The sequence below is a fragment of the Staphylococcus capitis subsp. capitis genome, from assembly GCF_040739495.1.
GTDB classification, from domain to species: Bacteria; Bacillota; Bacilli; order Staphylococcales; family Staphylococcaceae; genus Staphylococcus; species Staphylococcus capitis.
In genome coordinates this window covers 1,948,285-1,969,953 of sequence record NZ_CP145263.1, presented here as the reverse complement: position 1 = coordinate 1,969,953, position 21,669 = coordinate 1,948,285, and the positions used below count along the sequence as shown (strand labels likewise).

Here is a 21,669-nt window from a genome sequence, read left to right as displayed (position 1 = left end):
CTAAATCATGTATTTAAGTTTCAAAATCAATAGGGAGTGTACTTGAGAATGTCTCGAAAGAAAATAGCTATAGATATGGATGAAGTCTTAGCTGATACGCTAGGAGAAATAATTGATGCAGTAAATGAAAGAGCAAATCTTGGGATTACTATCGAATCTCTAAATGGAAAAAAATTAAAACATATGATGCCTGAACATGAAGGATTAGTGACTGAAGTATTAAGAGAGCCAGGTTTCTTTAGACGTTTAAAAGTGATGCCACACGCTCAAGAAGTCGTTGAGAAATTAAATGATCATTATGATGTATATATTGCTACAGCAGCAATGGATGTTCCAACATCATTTCATGATAAATATGAATGGTTATTAGAATTCTTCCCATTTTTAAACCCTCAGCATTTTGTATTTTGTGGTAGAAAAAATATTGTGAATGCTGACTATTTAATAGATGATAATCCAAAGCAACTTGAGATTTTTGAAGGTAAATCAATTATGTTTACAGCATCTCATAATATAAATGATGATAGATTTGATCGAGTAAACGGTTGGAAAGACGTTGAGAATTATTTCCTAGGAAACTAGAAAGTCTCTGTAAAATATAACAACGAGAGTGGGACAGAAATATAATTTGAAAAAATTATTTTCGTTGTCCCACCCCCAACTTGCATTGTTTGTAGAATTTCTTCCTAAAGAAATTCTCTATGTTGGGGCCCCGCGGCAAGGATGACTAGGATTGAAAGAAGCTTGATATAAGCGCACTTTCAATTCAGACATCTACTGCCAATTCGTTATGTGAGGCTAAGACAATAAATTATGTCTTAGCCTCGTTTTATTGTTACTTAAAAACTTCATGTTATTTTTTAATCTTTTATATTTATCAAGTTGCGAGTGAATACTTAATTGAAATATTTATTTGAACTAAATAAACTTATTATTTACCAAATTCTGGGAAGGTAAGTAGTTGTATTGCTTTAGGTAAAACTTCAATTTCAATAGGTGTTTCTAAACTTATCTCACCATCTATATCAACTTTCATGTTAGGTTCAGTTGATAAAGTAATATGTTGACCTGGAATATGGTCTATCCCCTCGGTAATTTCATTCCAATTCATACTGTCTCTTTTCTTGAAAATATCATTTAAAATACTGAAACTTTGATCATCAAATATAAACGTATCTACCTTTCCATCTTGAGGTGAAAGGTCAGTTAGTGGAACGCGTCCGCCACCAATATTAGGACCATTAGCTATCAAAAGCATGGAGGTATTACCGGTTTCTTTTCTTCCATCTATGTTAAGCTCAAAGTCGAATTTACTAGGGTTCATTAAAGTTTTGACAGTTGACCCAATATAGCTTAGCTTGGCAAAAACATCTTTGGAACCTTCTTGTACATTCTCAGCATTTTGAACTATTAACCCTAAACCAACAAAGTTAAGTACATATGTATCATTAACTTTCATGACATCATATGAACCAACTTGTGCTGAAAGTAATTGTGAACTTGCATTTTTAAAGTTAGGATCTAAGTTTAATGTTTTGGTAAAGTCATTAAATGTTCCTCCTGGTATAATACCCACTGGTAAGTGTAAATCATGTTGCATGACGCCGTTGACCAGTTCATTAACAGTACCATCTCCGCCTAAAATAAATAATATATCTATTTCTGAACCATATTTGTCATTTTTAATAGCTTCACAGTATTTGATAATGTCGCCTTCATTTTCACTTAATTGAATCGATAAATGCTTACACATTGAACTAAGTGATTTAGTTACCTCACCAAGTCCCTCATATATATCTTTTAAGCCACTATGTTCATGATAAAACAAGACACCATGGTTATATTTATTTTCCATTTCGAATGCCTACTTTCATAAAATTCTCTGAGTTTAAGGGTTACCCTTTTTCGAGTAACAAAAGCAAATAATTAGAAATTATAACTATTATAAAATAAAAAAACCACAAGTCGAAAATAATCGACTTGTAGTCAGAGATAATATTATTAACGAATACCCTTCATCGCTTTTATAATCTTAGGACTGAAAGCAAGAATAACAAATGTAATTATGGCTGTTGTAACACCTAAGAAAATGAAGTAATTCGTTTGACCTAATGGATCAATTAATTTAACTAAAGTACCGTTAAATGCTTGAGCAGACGCATTTGTTAATAACCATAAACTCATCATTTGAGCATTGAATGCTTTTGGAGCTAACTTTACTGCTGCACTATTACCAGTAGGAGAGAGACATAATTCACCAACTACACATATGATGTATGAGAGAATTACCCAGTTAACTGAGAAATGTGCATTACCATAAATATTACCTATAATACCCATCATGATATATGATGCGCCCGCCATTAAAGCCCCTATAACAAATTTAATTGGTAGGCTAGGTTGACGTTTACCTAGTTTTTGCCAAACTGCAGATACTACTGGAGCAAATAATAAGATAAATAATGGGTTGATTGATTGGAAGATAGCTTCACCGAAGTTTGTTTTCCAACCAAATAAATTTAATTTCATATCTGAATGTTCTATACCGTAAATATTCAATACGTTAGAGCCTTGTTCTTGTATTGCCCAGAAAAGCATACCTAAAATAAATAAAGGAATAAATGCTTTCACACGTGAACGTTCAATATCAGTTACCTCTTTACTACGAATCATAGTAGTGAAATAGACTATTGGTAAAGCAATACCTAAAACAAGTACTGAATTACTAACTAAATCGAATGATAATGTGTGAGTAATGTAAGAAATGATAAATACTATCGCTATCACTGCTATAATCGCCGCTATGATTATACTATATTTTTTCTTTTCAGTTGGTGAGAGTGGGTTTGTTGGTTTCATACCTACACTACCCAAATTTTTACGGTTAAATAATATGTACCAAATTAAACCTAATGCCATACCAATAGCAGCAATTAAGAATCCGCCATGGAAGTTTTTAACGTTTATGAAATGTTGCAAAATAATTGGTGAAACAAGTGCGCCAAAGTTAACAGACATATAGAAAATAACGAATCCTGCATCCATTCTCACATCGTTTTGTGGATACAATCGACCTACAATGTTTGAAATATTAGGTTTCATTAAACCTGAACCAATTATAATGAAGAACATAGAAGTGAAAAGCCCAAACATTGCAAATGGTAAGCTTAAACAAATATGTCCGATAATAATTAAAACGCCACCTATTAAAGTAGCACCACGTGTCCCAGTAATTCTGTCAGCAATCCAACCCCCTGGAATAGAAGACATGTATATTAATGCACCGTATACGGACATGATAGACATTGCCGTAGTTTTATCGATTCCAAGACCATGATCTTGAATCGCAAAGTACATATAAAAAATAAGCATCGCTCTCATACCGTAGTAGCTAAAACGCTCCCAAAACTCTACGAAAAAGAGTACGCCTAAACCTCGAGGATGCCCAAAGAATCCGTGTTGAGGTATTTCTTGAACTGCTTGTTCATGGGAATTATTTGTAGTCATAATATCATCCCATCCTTTCTTCCCTTAATACCATATTCAATTGTTTAAAAACGATTGTACTATTGTAAATAATAAGTTTCAACAATTTTCAAAAAATAAAAATAATATGAATATTCAGTCAATTTATAGATTTTACTACATTTATAAGATAATATGTGCCTTTATTTAATTAATTATAAGCATTTGTAGAAATAAATCGATATTAATAAAATACGCTTTAACGCGTCAAAGTGCAATACTTTTTTTATCAAATATGAAAATATTTTTTTAAACAAAAAATCCTCCATTAAACAATTAATTTTAACGGAGGATATTTGATAGTTGGATTTATCGATTATCAATCTTTTCTGGATACATATCATGATTCATCAAACGATGTTCAGCCATCTTTTCATATTTAGAATTAGGACGACCATAATTTGTATAAGGGTCAATTGAGATGCCACCTCTAGGTGTGAATTTACCCCAAACTTCAATGTAATGAGGATCCATGAGTTCAATTAAATCATTCATAATGATATTCATACAATCTTCATGGAAGTCACCATGATTTCTAAAGCTAAATAAATAGAGTTTCAATGATTTAGACTCAACCATTTTAACATTAGGGATATATGAAATATAAATTGTAGCAAAATCTGGTTGACCTGTAATAGGGCATAATGATGTAAACTCTGGACAGTTAAATTTAACGAAATAGTCACGACCTTGATGCTTATTATCGAAGGTCTCTAGAACATCTGGTCTGTAATTAAAATCATACGTATTATTTTGATTACCTAGTAAAGTAATATCTTGAAGTTCATCTTTTTGACGTCCTTGTGCCATTAATTTAGCTCCTTTAACTTTCTTTTATATTTGATTCTCGTCGCGCCTTTTCAAACATATAGTAACTTGCGCTAATAATAACTACATAACCTACAGTTGCCAGCATATCTGGTGTTTCTCCGAATAAGATAAAACCAAATAATGCTGTAAAAATAATAGAAGCATACGTGAAGATTGAAATGTCTTTAGCAGGTGCAAAGCTATATGCAAGTGTAATACCTATTTGTCCAACAGCTGCAGATAAACCCGCACCAAGCAAGTATATAACCTGTACCGTTGTCATAGGTTCAAATGTAATAATTGAGAAAGGTATTAAGACAACAACTGAGAATAATGAAAAATAAAATACGATTGTGTAAGGTTTTTCACGAGTACTAAGTGCACGAACACATGTGTAAGCTGATGCAGCGAATATACCTGAGAATAAACCCGCTATTGATGGAATAACTGATGATGAAAATTCAGGTTTAACGATAAGTAACATACCTAGTATAGCTATTATCATCGCTGATATTTGATATTTACGAACCTTCTCGTGTAAAAAAATTAAACTTAAGAGAATTGTCCAAAAAGGATTCAATTTCATAAGAGTGTCGGCATCACTAAGTACCATATGGTCAATCGCGTATATGTTTAGTAATACACCTATGAGCCCTAGGGTAGAACGTGAAATCAATAAAGGCTGGCTACTTAATTTACCAAACATAGGTTGCTTATATTTTATAATAAAAAATAGAGGTATAAACATAGCTACTAAATTTCTAGCTAAAGATTTTTGAAAGACAGGTAAGTCTCCAGCGAGTCTGAAAAATACAGACATAAAACTAAATCCAACAGCAGAAATTAAGATAGCAATAATACCTTTTACTTTTGGATTCAATATTATCGCCTCAATACAATAAGATTAACGTAACTATATTAGCATAAATAAAGAAGCTATGCATGAGTACTTGCAAATTAAAAAATAACGTTTTATAATACAAATACGAACACATGTTCTGTTAGTAAGTGTGAGACCCTCAAAAAGATTAAATTGTGAATAATGAAAGTGATTAAAATTAAAATTCATATATTTGTAGGTTGCATACTATCATAATGAGATTTTTTCCAGATTACACAAAGAATGGGTACGTCTATTTTTCAGGAAAATGCAAGCAAATAAACTTGAAAAAATTTTTTTATTCAGAATATTAGTCTTTAATCACGTAGTGGTGCACTTTCTAAAAATTTTAGTTTTTTCGTCATTAAACTTTAACTTTCATTAAACAATCTACTTATGTATAATGAAACACAGAATATAGTATTAACTTTTCAAAACAAACACTATATATAGTGTTTAGGGTTCGAAAGTTAATATTGGGAAAATGATTAATTTTAATGCAAAATCACACTGATTAAAATGATAAATCTTTGCAATATTGGTAATCAGTTACAAATATAGCAATTTATCATTTAGTAATATTTTAAGTTTTAAGTACTATATATAGTGGTTATAAACTTAAAGGTATACTAGAGGCATTAAAATAAACGTTCTTTAATAAGAAATAAGAATATTTAGAAATTAAAAATTTTAACGGTTTACACCTCTATACTAGTGGTGCTTTTATTTTTTGAGTTAGTGAATGCTCAATATAGACACGACAACTAAAGATTGAAGAAAGAAGGTGATCCAATGAAAGTAGTATATTTCTCATTTTCTGGAAATGTAAGACGTTTTATAAAGCGAGCAGAAATTGATGACACATTAGAAATTACTCAAGACAATTGTACAGAACCAGTAAATGAACCTTATATCTTAGTTACTGGCACTATTGGATTTGGAGAAGTGCCACAACCTGTTCAATCTTTTTTAGAAGTTAATCACGCTCAATTACAAGCGGTAGCTGCAAGCGGAAATCGTAATTGGGGGCAAAATTTTGCTAAAGCAGGCCGTACAATCTCAGAGGACTATGATGTTCCTCTACTTATGAAATTTGAAGTACAAGGTACGAACAATGATGTAATTGAATTTAAGGATAAGGTGGGTAATTTCAATGAAAACCATGGACGAGAAGAAATACAATCATATTGAACTAAATAATGAAGTAACGAAGAGAAAAGATAATGGTTTCTTTGATTTAGAAAAAGATCAGGAAGCACTAAAAGTTTATCTTAAAGAAATCCATGATAAAACAATTTATTTCGATGACGAAATTGAACGTTTACATTATCTTGTGGATAATGACTTTTATTTCAATGTATTCGAGAAATATTCAGAAGAAGAATTAAGAGAAATTACTGAGTATGCTAAGTCAATCCACTTTCAATTCGCGAGCTACATGTCTGCAAGTAAGTTCTACAAGGACTATGCTTTAAAAACAAATGATAAAAGTCAATTTTTAGAAGATTATAATCAGCATGTTGCAATTGTTGCTCTTTATTTAGCTAATGGTGATACTAAACAAGCAAAACAATTTATTTCTTCTATGGTTGAACAACGTTATCAACCAGCAACGCCTACTTTCTTAAACGCAGGACGTGCACGTCGTGGTGAACTTGTTTCATGTTTCTTATTAGAAGTTGATGATAGTTTAAATTCTATTAACTTTATTGATTCAACAGCGAAACAACTAAGTAAAATTGGTGGCGGTGTCGCTATTAATTTATCAAAACTACGTGCCCGTGGTGAGGCAATCAAAGGTATTAAAGGTGTTGCTAAAGGTGTATTACCAGTAGCTAAAGCACTTGAAGGCGGATTTAGTTATGCTGATCAATTAGGTCAAAGACCTGGTGCAGGCGCTGTATATTTAAATATTTTCCATTATGATGTAGAAGAATTTTTAGATACTAAAAAGGTAAATGCCGACGAAGATTTACGTTTATCTACGATTTCAACTGGTCTTATTGTTCCTTCTAAGTTCTTTGATTTAGCTAAAGAAAGAAAGGACTTTTATATGTTCGCCCCTCATACTGTAAAGCAAGAATACGGTGTGACATTAGATGATATTGATTTAGAAAAATATTATGATGATATGGTTGCTAATCCGAACATTGATAAGAAGAAAAAAGATGCACGTGAAATGTTAAATACAATTGCACAAACACAATTACAGTCTGGTTATCCATATCTAATGTTTAAAGATAATGCTAATAAAGTACATGCCAATTCTGATATTGGTCAAATTAAAATGAGCAACTTATGTACAGAAATTTTCCAACTACAAGAAACATCTATTATCAATGATTATGGAACACAAGATGAAATTAAACGTGATATTTCATGTAATCTAGGTTCATTAAACATCGTTAATGTCATGGAATCAGGTAAGTTCAGAGATTCTGTCCATACTGGTATGGATGCACTTACTGTTGTGAGTGATGAAGCTAATATTCAAAATGCTCCAGGTGTTAAAAAAGCTAATAGTGAATTGCACTCAGTAGGTCTAGGTGTAATGAATCTTCATGGATATTTAGCAAAGAACAAAATCGGTTATGAGTCTGAAGAGGCGAAAGACTTTGCTAATATATTCTTCATGATGATGAACTATTATTCTATAGAACGTTCAATGGAAATAGCTAAAGAACGTGGAGAAAGCTATCAAGATTTTGATCAATCAGATTATGCTAATGGCAAATACTTTGAATTCTATACTTCACAAGAATTTGAACCACAATTTGAAAAAGTTCGTCAGTTATTTGATGGTTTAGATATTCCAACTTCCGAAGATTGGAAAGCTTTACAAAAAGAAGTAGAACAATACGGTCTTTATCATGCTTACCGTTTAGCTATTGCGCCTACTCAAAGTATCTCTTACGTACAAAATGCGACAAGCTCTGTAATGCCTATTGTAGATCAAATTGAGCGTCGTACTTATGGAAATGCTGAAACGTTTTATCCAATGCCTTTCCTATCACCTGAAACAATGTGGTACTACAAATCAGCATTTAATACTGATCAAATGAAATTAATTGATTTAGTTTCAACAATTCAAACACATGTAGACCAAGGTATTTCAACAATTCTATATGTAAATTCAGAAATTTCTACACGTGAACTTTCAAGATTATATGTATACGCGCATTATAAAGGACTAAAATCACTTTATTATACACGTAACAAATTACTTAGTGTAGAAGAATGTACAAGCTGTGCAATCTAATATTTTCAATTTAATACAATGCTAGAAATTTCAATCACTGTAAATTATGCATATCATATTTTATGTGGTTGGAATTCTCTACGCTATACATAATAACGACAGGAGGATTTACATGAAAGCGGTCAACTGGAACACCCAAGAAGATATGACGAATATGTTTTGGCGTCAAAATATCTCACAAATGTGGGTAGAAACAGAGTTTAAAGTTTCAAAAGATATAGCAAGTTGGAAAACATTGACAGATTCTGAAAAAGAAACATTTAAAAAGGCTTTAGCAGGATTAACAGGGCTAGATACGCACCAAGCAGACGATGGAATGCCTTTAATTATGTTACACACGACAGATTTAAGAAAAAAAGCTGTATACTCTTTTATGGCCATGATGGAACAAATTCACGCTAAAAGTTATTCTCATATCTTCACAACATTACTTCCATCTAGTGAAACGAACTATTTGCTAGACACATGGGTAATTGAAGAACCTCATTTAAAATACAAATCAGATAAAATTATCGACAATTATCATAAGCTTTGGGGGAAAGAAGCATCAATCTTCGACCAATATATCGCAAGAGTGTCAAGCGTATTTTTAGAAACGTTTTTATTCTATTCCGGTTTCTATTATCCTCTATATCTTGCTGGCCAAGGTAAAATGACAACTTCTGGTGAAATTATTCGTAAAATCTTATTGGATGAATCAATTCATGGGGTTTTCACTGGTTTAGATGCTCAAAGTTTACGTAATGAACTTTCAGAAAGTGAAAAGCAAAAAGCCGATCAAGAAATGTATAAGTTGTTAAATGAACTTTATGATAACGAAGTTTCATATACACATCTTCTATATGATGATATTGGGTTAACTGAAGATGTTCTAAACTATGTACGATATAATGGTAATAAAGCATTATCTAATTTAGGATTTGAACCATATTTTGAAGAACGTGAATTTAATCCTATTATCGAAAATGCTTTGGATACATCTACTAAGAACCATGACTTCTTCTCAGTAAAAGGTGATGGCTACACATTAGCATTAAATGTTGAAGCACTACGTGATGAAGACTTTGTATTCGATGAATAGTAAATATTAACTTAATAGGGGAAAAGCCTTTAGTTTACAATACTTACTGTGTTGTATAACTAAAGGCTTTTTTATTTTGATAATAAAAAAGGTTAAGCAAAATTCAATTGCTTAACCTTTGTAATATTAACATAATGTCTATTTTAAAAAGACTATTAAAGTAAATTATATTTCAAAATACAAATGATAATGAAATTTACATCTACTATTAAAATGTGCTTTACATTTAGGGCAAACTTCAACCATCATGTAGTCGTGTATACTCATTTCATGATTACATACACCACACATAATGACCTTTTGATCAAATTCTTTTTCAGTCCATCTCTGTATAGGATGTGACTCATGTTCATCATGACATTTATAACAAGGGTAGTACTTGTCACAACATTTAAATTTTATCGCAATAACATCTAAAAAAGAGTGATAGTGAGTACATCTTGTCTCTTTATCAATGACTGAACCGTGAATATCGGTCACAGATGTACCTCCTTATAAAATTAACTTTCAGGGTGTTCACCAATAATACGTACTTCTGTATTTAGTTCTACATCAAATTTATCTTTAACAGTTCTTTGTACGTGGTGGATTAAATCTTCGTAATCAGTCGCTGTACCATTATCCACATTAACCATAAAGCCAGCATGTTTTTTTGATACTTCTACACCACCGATACGGTGACCTTGTAAATCAGAATCTTGAATTAATTTACCGGCGAAATGGCCCGGCGGTCTTTGGAATACACTTCCGCAAGAAGGGTATTCTAATGGTTGTTTTGATTCTCTTCTTTCAGTTAAATCATCCATTTTAGCTTGTATCTCATCTAAATTACCTGGCATTAAAGTAAACGCTGCTTCAAGCACAACGAGGTGTTTCTTTTGAACAATACTATTTCTGTAATCTAGCTCTAGTTCTTCAGTAGTTAACTTGATTAAATCGCCTTTTTCATTAACGCAAAGGGCATAATCGATGCAATCTTTCACTTCACCGCCATATGCTCCAGCATTCATAAATACAGCACCACCGATTGAACCTGGGATACCACAAGCAAACTCTAAACCAGTAAGAACATGGTCTCGTGCCACTCTTGAAACATCAATAATAGCAGCGCCACTACCAGCGATAATTGCATCGTCAGAAACATCAATATGATCTAATGAGAGTAGACTTAGAACTATGCCTCTTATTCCACCTTCACGAATGATAATATTTGAACCATTACCTAAGTATGTTACAGGAATATTATTATTGTAAGCGTAAGATACAATTGCTTGCACTTCTTCATTTTTTGTTGGGGATAAATAGAAATCAGCCTCTCCACCAGTTTCAGTATATGTATAACGTTTGAGAGGTTCATCAACTTTAATTATATTGTCGGGAATAATCGACTTTAAATCACTTAAGATGTCACTTTTATTCAACGTTTTGAACATCCTTTCTCATCTTCTTAATATCATTATTATTATATCAACTTTAATAGTTATTTGCGAAATTTGAATATATTATTTTACCATTAAATAGACAAAGCAGGGAATCTCTTATTAAGGTTTAGTAAGTTCTCTAATTATTTTAACTCTTTACTTAAATCTTCAAATATACTTTGTTTTTGGTTTTCATACATACGAATAGTATGAACGTGTTTTAATATGTTTTGCTTTTTCGTTGAAAATAATTGAGAAATTTCCTTATCTTGTGTTAATAATTGATCAACCTTTTGATATTGTTCAAAAAGAGGGGTGTCTAACTGTATAATATGTAATCTTACTTCTTGTTTGAGTTCACTAAGATTATTAAACCGAGCCATTACTACTTTCTTTTTATAGGAATGATGAAGGCGATAAAAACCAGCGTAATTCAAACGTTTTTCATCTAAAGCAGTAATATCGTGTAAATTATTAACTCCTACAAGTACATCTAATATGGGTTCGGTAGCATAATTAAAATGACGCGTGCCACCAATATGTTGAGTGTATTTTACTGGAGAATCTAATAAATTAAATAATATATTTTTGACGTTTTGATATTCCTTAGCAAATGATTCATTTAAGTCCTCTTTGACTAAAGGTTGAACATAAGTATACATGATTTACTCCTTGTGAATTATAATTTCTCAATTTTACAGTAAAGTCTGACATACTATAACACAATTCATTTTCATAATAAATACGTTTATGTATAATGTTTAATGATAAGGAGTGCAGATATGAAAAAATTACTATTTATTGCAACAATTGTCATATTTATGATAGCGCTAACAGCTTGTGGCAACAAAACAAACAAAGATTTTAATGATTTTGACAATAAACTAAGTGATGTTAAGCAAAAGCAAAAAAACGTTGAAGAAGTTATAGATAAAATTCATTTAAAAGAGTTAGATAACTTAAGTAAAACGGATACGACAGACAAAAATAAAAAAGAATTTATTGCACTTCAAAAAGATATAAATAATTATCTCATGCCAGAATTTAAAAAATATAAAAAGGCTGCTAATCGATTACCCGCTGATACAAACGATGTTAAAAACCTTCGTAACTCGTATTTAGATACTGTTAAAGAGAAGGAAAATTCAATTAATGATTTAAAATCATTTGTTGATTTATGTAATCGTTCTATCAAAGATAATGAAGATATTTTAGATTATACGAAACTTTTCGAAAAAAATAGATCAGAGGTAGAATCGGATATTAATAAAGCTACTAATAAAAATGACGCGGATCAACTTACGTCTAAGTTAGAAGAAAATAATAAGCAACTCAAATCTACAGCTAAGAAATATTTAAATTCTTCTACTACAAATTCAGATTCAGCAAAAAAAGCAATCAATAATCATATCTCACCGCTGATTGATAAACAAATTAAAGATATTAACCAAACTAATATTTCAGATCAACACGTTGATAATGCTAGAAAAAATGCGATTGAAATGTATTATAGTTTACAAAATTACTATGATACGCGAGTAGACACTATTGAAATTAGTGAAAAATTATCTAAAATTGATGTGGATAAATTACCAAAAGAGGGTAAAGACATTTCAAGTAAGGATAAAGAATTTAACAAGCAATACTATGAGTTCAAAGAAAATGTTAAATAGTTATTTTTTGAATTAAATAAAATAAAAATTGATGGTTAACATTACACAGCAGAATGTGTATAATTGTACCCACTGAGATGATTTTTGGGATATGAATATCACGCATATGCTCATAAAATGTGATAAATATTTTTAGAGGTGAATAGAATGGCTATTAAGCTGAGTTCAATTGACCAGTTTGAACAAGTCTTAGAAGAAAATAAATATGTTTTTGTATTAAAACATAGTGAAACTTGTCCAATTTCTGCAAATGCGTATGATCAATTTAATAAATTTTTATATGAAAGAGATATTGATGGTTATTATTTAATCGTTCAACAGGAGCGTAAGTTATCGGACTATATTGCAGAAAAAACGAATGTGAAGCATGAATCTCCGCAAGCTTTTTACTTTGTAAATGGTGAGATGAAATGGAATGCGGATCATGATGATATTAATGTTTCTCAACTTGCACAAGCTGAGGAATAAATCGAAATAATTTAAATGTTTAAGTGGCTTGTCATAGACATCGGTAAGTGAAGATGTATGGCAAGCCTTTCGTATGTTATGAAAAATTTTAAGAAAATATGTATAATGTGTTAGTGAATTACGTATAAGTACATAATTATCGTCAAATTTATAAAGATAAGTAAACCATGATATTTTAAAAAAGAGTAAAAGATATAAGGTGGTTAAGACAATGAAGGTTTTAGTAGCCATGGATGAGTTCAATGGAATTATTTCCAGTTATCAAGCGAATAGATATGTTGAAGAAGCGGTAGCAAGTCAAATTGAACATGCAGATATTGTACAGGTTCCTCTATTTAATGGACGTCATGAATTAATGGATTCTGTATTTCTGTGGCAATCTGGAAGTAAATACCGTGTTAAAGCACATGACGCTGATATGAATGAAGTAGAAGCGACATACGGCCAAACTGATAGTGGAATGACTGTAATAGAGGGGAATTTATTCTTAAACGGTAATAAACCGATTGATCAGCGTTCAAGTTACGGTTTAGGTGAAGTGTTAAAAGCAGCGCTGGATAATCAGGCAGAACATATTGTTATGTCTCTAGGAGGGATTGGAAGCTTTGATGCTGGTGCAGGTATGTTGCAAGCGCTTGGTGCAAAGTTCTATGATGATGAAGCAAACATTGTAGATGTAAGTGATGGTGCATATAAAATTAAATATATTAGACGTATTGATTTATCTAATGTACATCCTAGGCTAGCCGATGCCAAATTACAATTAATGTCTGATTTTTCAAGTCGATTATATGGAAAGCAAAGTGAGATTATGCAAACGTATCAAACGTTTCATTTAAATCAAAACGAAGCTGCTGAAATTGATAATTTAGTTTGGTACTTTAGTGAATTATTTAAAAGTGAACTTAAATTAGCAATAGGTCCTATAGAACGTGGTGGTGCTGGAGGAGGCATTGCTGCAGTGTTAAAAGGGTTATATCAGGCTGAAATATTAACAAGCCATGAACTTGTTAACCAAATTACACACTTAGAAGATTTAATTGAGCAAGCCGACTTAATTATTTTCGGGGAAGGGCTTAAAGAAAAAGATCAAATTCTAGAAACAACTACATTACGTATTGCCGATTTAACTCAGAAATATAATAAACCTGCAATTGCAATTTGTGCCACAAGTGATAAGTTTGATTTATTCGAATCGCAAGGTGTCACTGCAATGTTTAATACATTTATAGACATGCCTGAAACGTATACAGATTTTAGAATGGGTATTCAAATTCGCCATTACACTGTTCAAGCACTTAAATTACTTAAAACGAGTCTTAATCAATAAATTATCTATAGATAAGAAGAATTGAAAATGGGCTAGAAATATAATTTATACCAAATTATATTTCTAGCCCATTTGTATATTAAAGTCAAAATCTTTAATGACTATTCTTTTTTAGCAACTTCTTCAGCAATGCCAACAACAACTTGAACTGCTTTTTCCATAACATCTATAGACGCATATTCGAATGGACCGTGGAAGTTGCCACAACCTGTGAAAATATTAGGTGTAGGTAATCCCATAAATGATAATTGTGAACCATCTGTACCACCACGTATGGGTTCAGTGTTAGGTTCAATATCTAGTTTAGCGAATACACGTTTAGGAATATCAATAATGTGTTTTAAGGGTTGTATCTTTTCTGCCATATTATAGTATTGATCATGAACATCGACTTTTACAGGAAAATCCTCATAGTGCGTATTAATGTCATCTCGAATTTCCATCATACGTTTTTTTCGTAAGTCGAACTGCTTTCTGTCATGATCACGAATAATATATTGGAGCGTCGCTTTTTCAACGTTACCTTCAAAACTCATTAGGTGATAAAATCCTTCATATCCTTCTGTACGTTCAGGCACTTCGCTAGGTGGAAGAAGACTATTAAATTGTTGACCTAAACTAATTGCATTCACCATTGCGTTTTTAGCGGAACCAGGATGAACATTCACACCGTGACAAGTAACTGTAGCTTCCGCTGCATTGAAACTTTCAAATTGAAGTTCACCAAATTGGCTCCCATCCATTGTGTATGCGAAGTCAGCGTTAAAACGAGAAACATCGAACTTGTGAGGGCCTCTACCGATTTCCTCATCAGGTGTAAAACCTACTCGAATACGACCATGCTTAATTTCAGGATGTTCAATTAAGTATTGAATACCTTCCATAATTTCGACTACACCTGCTTTATCGTCAGCGCCAAGTAATGATGTACCGTCTGTAACCATTAATGTATGTCCTATAACTTGGTTTAACTCAGGGAAAACGTTTGGGTTAAGTACACGATTCGTCTCTCCTAACTGGAGTGCTTGTCCATCATAGTTGTCAATAATTTGTGGTTGGACATTCGTCGCGTTGAAATCTGGAGATGTATCGACATGGGCTAAGAAACCTACTGTAGGCACTTCATAATCCACATTGCTTTCTAAAGTCGCGAATAGATATCCATATTCATCAATATCTGTAGATAAACCAAATGCTTGAAGCTCATTTTCCAATAAACGTAATAAATCCCACTGTTTATCTGTAGATGGTGTGGATTGAGAATTTGGATCAGATTGCGTATCGATTTTTACGTATCTTGTTAATCGGTCAATAATTTGCTCTTTCATTGTAATCATCCCCTTAAGATTAAACTCTATTATTCATATTGTATGATTTTTTATAAGTTTTACCTTTGATTTTACCATAAGACTGTTTAATACGAGTGTAAATATAATAGATGATTTCAGAAACAAGTATACCGAAAGCGATGGCACCAGAAATTAAAGTTACTTCTAAAAATGTATTCACTGCATATGTATAATTATTAGAGACTAAATAGCGAGTCGCTTCGTATGCAGCGCCTCCAGGTACTAAAGGAATGATTCCTGGAACGATAAAGATAATAACTGGTCGTTTGTATCGTCTGCTCATAGTATGACTCATTAAACCTAAAATTAAACTTCCTAGGAAAGAAGCGCCTACTTTTCCTAAGTCCATCCCAACTGTAAATTGATAAATTGTCCAAGCTACTGCACCTACGAAACCACAAGCTACGAGTAACTTTTTGGGCGCATTAAATATAATTGAAAAAAGGACTGTGGAAATGAAACTAATTGTAAAATGGAATAAATAAAATAACATTATTAACAGCCTTTCTTATAATAGTAATAATACAATTGCGACACCCGCACCTATTGCAAAGGCGGTAAGTGCAGCTTCAACACCGCGTGACATACCAGCCAACAGTTCTCCAGCTAGTAAATCTCGAATGGCATTGGTTATGAGGATACCAGGAACTAGGGGCATAACACTTGCAATTGTAATAATATCTTGATTTTTAGCGATTCCAATTTTAGTGAATATTGCGGCAATACTAATAACTACTGCTGAGGCTACAAACTCTGAGAAGAATTTAATTTGAATGTACTTTTGCACAAAACTAAAAGTTAAAAATGCAGCACCTCCAGCTAAACATGCGATCCAAAAGTCAGAAGCGGTACCTCCAAACATAAATAAGAAGAAGCCACAAGCTACGAATGCAGCGATAAAGTTCATAAAGAATGAATACTGTAGAGATGCACGTCTCAGGTGAATTAATTCTGTTTTAGCTTCATCAATCGTAAGTTGATTATTAGAAATTTTACGAGATAAGCTATTTGTAAGAGCAATTTTCTCTAAATCAGTTGTACGTTCACGAATTCGTATTAATCGTGTACTGGTACGATCGTTGAGTGAAAATATAATCGCAGTAGATGTCACAAAACTATATGTATCATGCAAACCATAACTATGTGCGATACGGTTCATTGTATCTTCAACACGATAAGTTTCCGCACCCGCTTCAAGTAAAATTCTACCTGCAATTAATACTACATCGATAACTTTATTTTCATCTATTATCGTGATGGAATCCGACATACACCTTCACCTCCAAGACAATTTTATTTTTTTAATGAACAATTGAAGTTTACAACTTGCGCCTTTAACTTTCAATAGACACTATATTATTGAGGACTGAATTTTAATTTTTCTATTGATATTGTTGCTTCAAAGTTTATTGATAGAATATTTTATTTTCCCTGAAAATAAATAAAAAACTGCCATACATAGATGTATCATAATCATAAGATTAAATAGTCTACATCTATGATAGCAGTATTAAAACTTATAGTTTAACAATTGGGTTAAACATAACTTTATTACGTCCCTCATTCTTAGCAACATGGACCATATCGTCGGCATCTTTAAATACTTTACGTTGTGATTTGCGATCATCTTGAGTTAAGTATCCGACACCAATTGAAACAGAAAGTTTAATCACTTCTTTACCAGGAAGATGGAAGGAAGATTTCTCTACACCAGAGCGAATATTTTCTGCTAATTTTACGCTTTGATCTAGAGAATAATTTCTGATGACAACTGAAAATTCTTCTCCGCCATTTCTGAAGATTTTAAATTGATTTGGCACATAATTTTTTAATAGCTGTGACATTTGTTTAAGTACAGCATCACCTGATTGGTGTGAGTAACTATCGTTTACATCTTTAAATCCATCGATATCGATTAATAGTAAAGCTAGACTATGATTTTTTTCTTCAGCAATACGTGAAACTTCATTTAAGTGTCTATCAAATTCTTTAACATTTCCTAAACCTGTGAGGTAATCGTATTTGTCCTCATTTTCATAACGGTTAACTAATGAGAAGAAATGCCAAATATCAACGAATGTAATGGCAGAAGCAATAGTAATAATTAAAGAAATAGGTATAAGTACTAAAATTTCTACTAAGTCATAAATTGGACTTGCAAATGCCAATATTAATAAAATGATAATACTAATGAAATTTAAAATCAGTAAAGAAACAATATCGTTTTGTTTTAAAAATGGTCCCACAGCACTTACGACGCCAGCAATAACGACTAAAGTAATGCCATAAATAATCGAATTTCCAAATATTAATACATCAACTAACGCAACAATGAATGCAGAAGCCAGAGTGTATATCATATTCGTATAGCGCCCTAAAAATAGTAACGGTACAAAAGTTAAATGAACGAGATATTCGCTCTTAAATGGAATAGGGTATGCAGCTAAGAGTAGAGAAACGAGTGTCATTAAAACTGTCACATATTCCTTTGAAAATACCATTTTTTTATTTTCTGAATACTGTAATCTGTGAAATAGATAAATACCTGCGACCATGACAGATATGTTGTAAATGATTGCTTCAAACATTTCTAAACCGACTCCTTCGTTGACCATTAGCTATTGTAAGTGAAAACTTACAATTTGTCATCACTTAGACTTAGAAATTTCGTTTACAAAATGGAATTTAATGTTAAAATAGTCGCTTAAATGGTATGATAGAAAAAATGTATTTGAATTGAAAAAGGTTAAAGTATGATAAATTTTTTATCAATGCTTATAACATATATAATACACGTTATCGGAAAGGGCATTCCGGTATCATTTGTTCTAGACGATTGAGGGAGGGAGCGTTACGTCTTAAGGTAGCGTATAAAATACGTCTAGATATATTAAAAAAAATTCTGTGTAGCATCCATATATGTATAAAATTAATTTGATTGAGATGATTACACTATAAATTTTAAGAAATTGATTAACTTATTTGATGAAGGTGAACTGATGTATACTTTACTACTCATAGCATTTACCATGATAGTCAGTTTAATAATTACGCCCATTATCATTGCAATATCAAAGAAATTAGACTTGGTAGATCGTCCTAATTTTAGAAAGGTGCATACCAAACCGATTTCAGTAATGGGTGGTACAGTCATATTATTTTCCTTTTTAATAGGTATTTGGTTAGGCCACCCTATTGAAAGGGAAGTGAAGCCTCTTATTTTAGGTGCTATTATCATGTACCTTGTAGGACTTATTGATGATATATATGATCTGAAACCATACATTAAACTTACGGGGCAAATCGTAGCTGCGTTAGTTGTAACGTTATATGGTATTACTATAGATTTTATTTCATTACCTATGGGACCAACCATTCATTTTGGATTTTTAAGTATTCCGATAACAGTTATTTGGATTGTTGCGATAACAAATGCTATCAACCTTATTGATGGACTTGATGGTTTAGCATCTGGTGTATCTGCAATTGGATTAATGACTATCGGGTTTATTGCCATTTTACAAGCGAATATCTTTATCATTATGATATGTTGTGTGCTATTAGGTTCGCTACTAGGATTTTTATTTTATAATTTCCATCCAGCTAAAATATTTTTAGGTGATAGTGGTGCACTCATGATAGGTTTTATTATAGGGTTCTTATCGTTACTTGGTTTTAAAAATATTACATTTATTGCGCTATTCTTCCCGATTGTTATTCTAGCAGTGCCTTTCATAGACACTTTATTCGCGATGATTCGCCGTATGAAGAAAGGTCAACATATCATGCAAGCTGATAAATCTCATTTACATCATAAATTATTAGCTTTGGGATATTCACATAGACAAACCGTATTACTTATTTATTCAATTGCAATCATGTTTAGTTTATCAAGTGTGATTCTATACTTATCACAGCCTCTTGGTGCACTCATGATGTTTATCTTAATAATATTTACGATTGAATTAATTGTAGAATTTACTGGTTTGATTGATGATAATTATCGTCCAATTTTAAATTTAATTACTCGAAAAGGGGACCATAAGCAACATCGTTATGATGAGCAACAGCCCCCTAAACACTAGTATCACTATCACGTGTGAGGATAAAAGTTGTAACTTCTCATACGTGATATTTTTTTACGTATTATTTAAATTAAGTTGTTGCGATATCAAAAGGTAATAATTTGATATCTTCTTCTTCTAAATCATAATTACCAGCTGTATTACGGTTAAGGAACTGTATAAATTCCTCGTAGTCCTCTTTTACAACATCGATTTGATAGCTTACTTTGTCGGTATAAAATTGATTTCTTAACATATAAGGTGCTGAAGCAAGCTCGTATTCGAATTTTCCGGTTAGATCATAACTTATAGTGATTGTTACGGGGACAGCTTCTCTTAGCTCGACTCGCCCAATATCATATATGACATCTCTGACAGCACCGCTATATGCACGGATAAGACCGCCACCACCTAATTTAATACCACCGAAATAACGCGTGACAACTACACATGCGTTATGAATCTCTAATTTTTTTAAAATTTCTAGCATGGGTACACCAGCTGTACCACTTGGTTCGCCATCATCATTTGCCTTTTGGATGTTCATTTCAGAGCCAATAGTATAGGCTGAACAATTATGAGTCGCATCTTTATGAGAAGATTTGATTTCATTAATAAATGCTTTTGCATCCTCTTCGTTTTGAACGGGTCTAATGTGAGCAATAAAATGAGATTTATTAATGATATTTTCAATTTGATGTTCTTCTTTGATAGTAATTATCGGTTTTACCATATATTTTTGTCACCTACAATTTCGTACGTTTATCAATATTATTATTATACACATATATATGCAGAGTCTAAATCATTTAAATAAGATTTTCTTTTTCATAAAAATATTGTATTATGACAATGAGTATAATTGAGGAGGACTACTATGAAGGTTGCAGTAATGGCCGATTCAACAGGCTATTTACCACAAGAAATCATTGACAAATATAATATACCGATTGCTCCATTAAGTGTGACATTTGATGATGGGCATACATTTACTGAGAATGACCAATTTTCAATAGATGATTTTTATAAGAAAATGGCTTCATCTAAAACAATACCTACGACAAGCCAGCCCGCTATTGGAGAATGGTTAAAAAACTATGAAAAGCTCAGAGATGAAGGATACACAGATATCATTGTTATTAACTTATCGAGTGGTATTAGCGGAAGTCATCAATCCGCTACACAAGCTGGAGAAATGGTTGGCGGTGTAAACGTGCACACATTCGATAGCCGTCTTGCTGCGATGATTGAAGGAAGCTTTGTGATCTATGCAATTCAATTAGTAGAAAAAGGTTACACAGCTGAAGAAATTATAAATGAATTAACAGAAGTAAGAGAGCATATAGGTGCGTATCTTATTGTAGATGACCTTAAGAATTTGCAAAAAAGTGGGCGTATCACTGGTGCTCAAGCGTGGGTAGGTACGTTGTTAAAAATGAAACCTGTACTTCGCTTAGAAGAAGATGGTAAAATTCATCCGCATGAAAAAGTGCGTACGAAAAAACGTGCTTTTAAATCTTTAGAATCAAATATCTTTGAATTGATTAAAGACTTGGATGAAGTAACTGTATTTGTCATTGACGGAGATAAAAAAGAAGATGGACAAGCATTTTTACAACAACTTAAAGAAGACTACCCTAATGTGAATATTCAATACTCCGAATTCGGCCCAGTTATTGCATCGCATTTAGGTTCTGGTGGTTTAGGACTAGGTTACTTCCCTAGAAAAATTGAAATTAATTAATAAATATGTTCAATTAAAGTCTGAAACATTTAAGAGAATGAGAACTTTAGTGATTACGGCATGTA

At 32.1% G+C, this 21,669-nt stretch carries 21 protein-coding genes; 9 read left to right on the top strand and 12 right to left on the bottom strand.

Features of this window, described 5'->3' with window-relative positions; genetic code table 11:
* Positions 1-48 precede the first annotated feature (48 nt).
* Positions 49-582 carry a 5'-3'-deoxyribonucleotidase gene (locus tag V6C74_RS09775; protein WP_002452721.1) on the top strand — a complete coding sequence of 178 codons (534 nt, stop codon included), beginning with the start codon at positions 49-51 and terminating at the stop codon, positions 580-582.
* Positions 583-931: 349 nt separating this feature from the next.
* On the opposite strand, the gene V6C74_RS09770 is transcribed toward V6C74_RS09775, so the two are convergent.
* The 4 genes from V6C74_RS09770 to V6C74_RS09755 all read right to left on the bottom strand — a co-directional run bounded on the left by V6C74_RS09770 (position 932) and on the right by V6C74_RS09755 (position 5,215).
* Positions 932-1,855 (bottom strand): diacylglycerol kinase family protein, encoded by a 924-nt coding sequence (locus tag V6C74_RS09770; RefSeq protein WP_016898339.1) that lies wholly within the window; start codon positions 1,853-1,855, stop codon positions 932-934.
* A 146-nt stretch (positions 1,856-2,001) separates the two neighbouring features.
* The gene (locus V6C74_RS09765) at positions 2,002-3,507 is read right to left on the bottom strand and encodes a peptide MFS transporter (protein ID WP_002452723.1); all 1,506 of its coding nucleotides are present in this window, start codon (positions 3,505-3,507) and stop codon (positions 2,002-2,004) included.
* A 327-nt stretch (positions 3,508-3,834) separates the two neighbouring features.
* Entirely contained in the window at positions 3,835-4,335 is a 501-nt protein-coding gene (gene queF / locus V6C74_RS09760; protein ID WP_002452724.1) for a preQ(1) synthase, read from the bottom strand.
* Positions 4,336-4,348: 13 nt separating this feature from the next.
* A complete protein-coding gene (locus V6C74_RS09755; protein ID WP_002452725.1) occupies positions 4,349-5,215 on the bottom strand; it encodes a DMT family transporter in 867 nt (288 codons plus the stop codon).
* A gap of 792 nt (positions 5,216-6,007) precedes the next feature.
* Here V6C74_RS09755 and nrdI point away from each other — a divergent pair.
* The 3 genes from nrdI to nrdF all read left to right on the top strand — a co-directional run bounded on the left by nrdI (position 6,008) and on the right by nrdF (position 9,555).
* Positions 6,008-6,406, top strand: a complete 399-nt coding sequence (gene nrdI, locus V6C74_RS09750; RefSeq protein ID WP_016898338.1) for a class Ib ribonucleoside-diphosphate reductase assembly flavoprotein NrdI — start codon at positions 6,008-6,010, stop codon at positions 6,404-6,406.
* On the top strand, positions 6,369-8,474 hold the full coding sequence (gene nrdE / locus V6C74_RS09745) for a class 1b ribonucleoside-diphosphate reductase subunit alpha (RefSeq protein ID WP_016898337.1): 2,106 nt from the start codon (positions 6,369-6,371) through the stop codon (positions 8,472-8,474). The genes nrdI and nrdE overlap by 38 nt, the downstream gene beginning before the upstream one ends.
* Before the next feature lie 112 nt (positions 8,475-8,586).
* Complete coding sequence (nrdF, locus tag V6C74_RS09740; RefSeq protein WP_002433452.1) at positions 8,587-9,555, top strand: class 1b ribonucleoside-diphosphate reductase subunit beta; 969 nt, start codon at positions 8,587-8,589, stop codon at positions 9,553-9,555.
* A gap of 165 nt (positions 9,556-9,720) precedes the next feature.
* On the opposite strand, the gene V6C74_RS09735 is transcribed toward nrdF, so the two are convergent.
* The 3 genes from V6C74_RS09735 to V6C74_RS09725 all read right to left on the bottom strand — a co-directional run bounded on the left by V6C74_RS09735 (position 9,721) and on the right by V6C74_RS09725 (position 11,638).
* A complete protein-coding gene (locus tag V6C74_RS09735) occupies positions 9,721-10,035 on the bottom strand; it encodes a CHY zinc finger protein (protein WP_002452728.1) in 315 nt (104 codons plus the stop codon).
* Positions 10,036-10,055: 20 nt separating this feature from the next.
* Entirely contained in the window at positions 10,056-10,988 is a 933-nt protein-coding gene (murB, locus tag V6C74_RS09730; RefSeq protein ID WP_002452729.1) for a UDP-N-acetylmuramate dehydrogenase, read from the bottom strand.
* A 131-nt stretch (positions 10,989-11,119) separates the two neighbouring features.
* Positions 11,120-11,638 carry a GrpB family protein gene (locus V6C74_RS09725; protein ID WP_002452730.1) on the bottom strand — a complete coding sequence of 173 codons (519 nt, stop codon included), beginning with the start codon at positions 11,636-11,638 and terminating at the stop codon, positions 11,120-11,122.
* Positions 11,639-11,758: 120 nt separating this feature from the next.
* Between V6C74_RS09725 and V6C74_RS09720 the strand changes: the two genes are divergently transcribed.
* The 3 genes from V6C74_RS09720 to V6C74_RS09710 all read left to right on the top strand — a co-directional run bounded on the left by V6C74_RS09720 (position 11,759) and on the right by V6C74_RS09710 (position 14,447).
* Positions 11,759-12,649, top strand: a complete 891-nt coding sequence (locus V6C74_RS09720; protein ID WP_002452731.1) for an EMYY motif lipoprotein — start codon at positions 11,759-11,761, stop codon at positions 12,647-12,649.
* A gap of 147 nt (positions 12,650-12,796) precedes the next feature.
* Positions 12,797-13,117, top strand: a complete 321-nt coding sequence (gene ytxJ, locus V6C74_RS09715) for a bacillithiol system redox-active protein YtxJ (RefSeq protein ID WP_002433080.1) — start codon at positions 12,797-12,799, stop codon at positions 13,115-13,117.
* Positions 13,118-13,328: 211 nt separating this feature from the next.
* Positions 13,329-14,447, top strand: coding sequence for a glycerate kinase (locus V6C74_RS09710; protein ID WP_002452732.1), 1,119 nt, complete (start codon positions 13,329-13,331; stop codon positions 14,445-14,447).
* 101 nt (positions 14,448-14,548) lie between these two features.
* Here V6C74_RS09710 and pepT read toward each other — a convergent pair whose 3' ends face one another.
* From pepT to V6C74_RS09690, 4 genes are all read right to left on the bottom strand, one after another.
* Entirely contained in the window at positions 14,549-15,775 is a 1,227-nt protein-coding gene (gene pepT, locus V6C74_RS09705) for a peptidase T (RefSeq protein WP_016898336.1), read from the bottom strand.
* Positions 15,776-15,794: 19 nt separating this feature from the next.
* A complete protein-coding gene (locus tag V6C74_RS09700) occupies positions 15,795-16,289 on the bottom strand; it encodes a threonine/serine exporter family protein (RefSeq protein WP_002452734.1) in 495 nt (164 codons plus the stop codon).
* A gap of 15 nt (positions 16,290-16,304) precedes the next feature.
* Positions 16,305-17,066 carry a threonine/serine exporter ThrE family protein gene (locus V6C74_RS09695; RefSeq protein WP_016898335.1) on the bottom strand — a complete coding sequence of 254 codons (762 nt, stop codon included), beginning with the start codon at positions 17,064-17,066 and terminating at the stop codon, positions 16,305-16,307.
* A 247-nt stretch (positions 17,067-17,313) separates the two neighbouring features.
* Positions 17,314-18,384, bottom strand: coding sequence for a GGDEF domain-containing protein (locus V6C74_RS09690; RefSeq protein WP_002452736.1), 1,071 nt, complete (start codon positions 18,382-18,384; stop codon positions 17,314-17,316).
* 411 nt (positions 18,385-18,795) lie between these two features.
* Between V6C74_RS09690 and V6C74_RS09685 the strand changes: the two genes are divergently transcribed.
* Complete coding sequence (locus V6C74_RS09685; protein WP_002452737.1) at positions 18,796-19,881, top strand: glycosyltransferase family 4 protein; 1,086 nt, start codon at positions 18,796-18,798, stop codon at positions 19,879-19,881.
* A gap of 70 nt (positions 19,882-19,951) precedes the next feature.
* On the opposite strand, the gene V6C74_RS09680 is transcribed toward V6C74_RS09685, so the two are convergent.
* Positions 19,952-20,593 (bottom strand): YigZ family protein, encoded by a 642-nt coding sequence (locus tag V6C74_RS09680; RefSeq protein ID WP_002452738.1) that lies wholly within the window; start codon positions 20,591-20,593, stop codon positions 19,952-19,954.
* A gap of 144 nt (positions 20,594-20,737) precedes the next feature.
* Here V6C74_RS09680 and fakB1 point away from each other — a divergent pair, with 144 nt between their 5' ends.
* Positions 20,738-21,604: a fatty acid kinase binding subunit FakB1 gene (gene fakB1 / locus V6C74_RS09675; protein ID WP_002452739.1), complete on the top strand. Its 867-nt coding sequence runs from the start codon at positions 20,738-20,740 to the stop codon at positions 21,602-21,604.
* Positions 21,605-21,669: the final 65 nt, after the last annotated feature.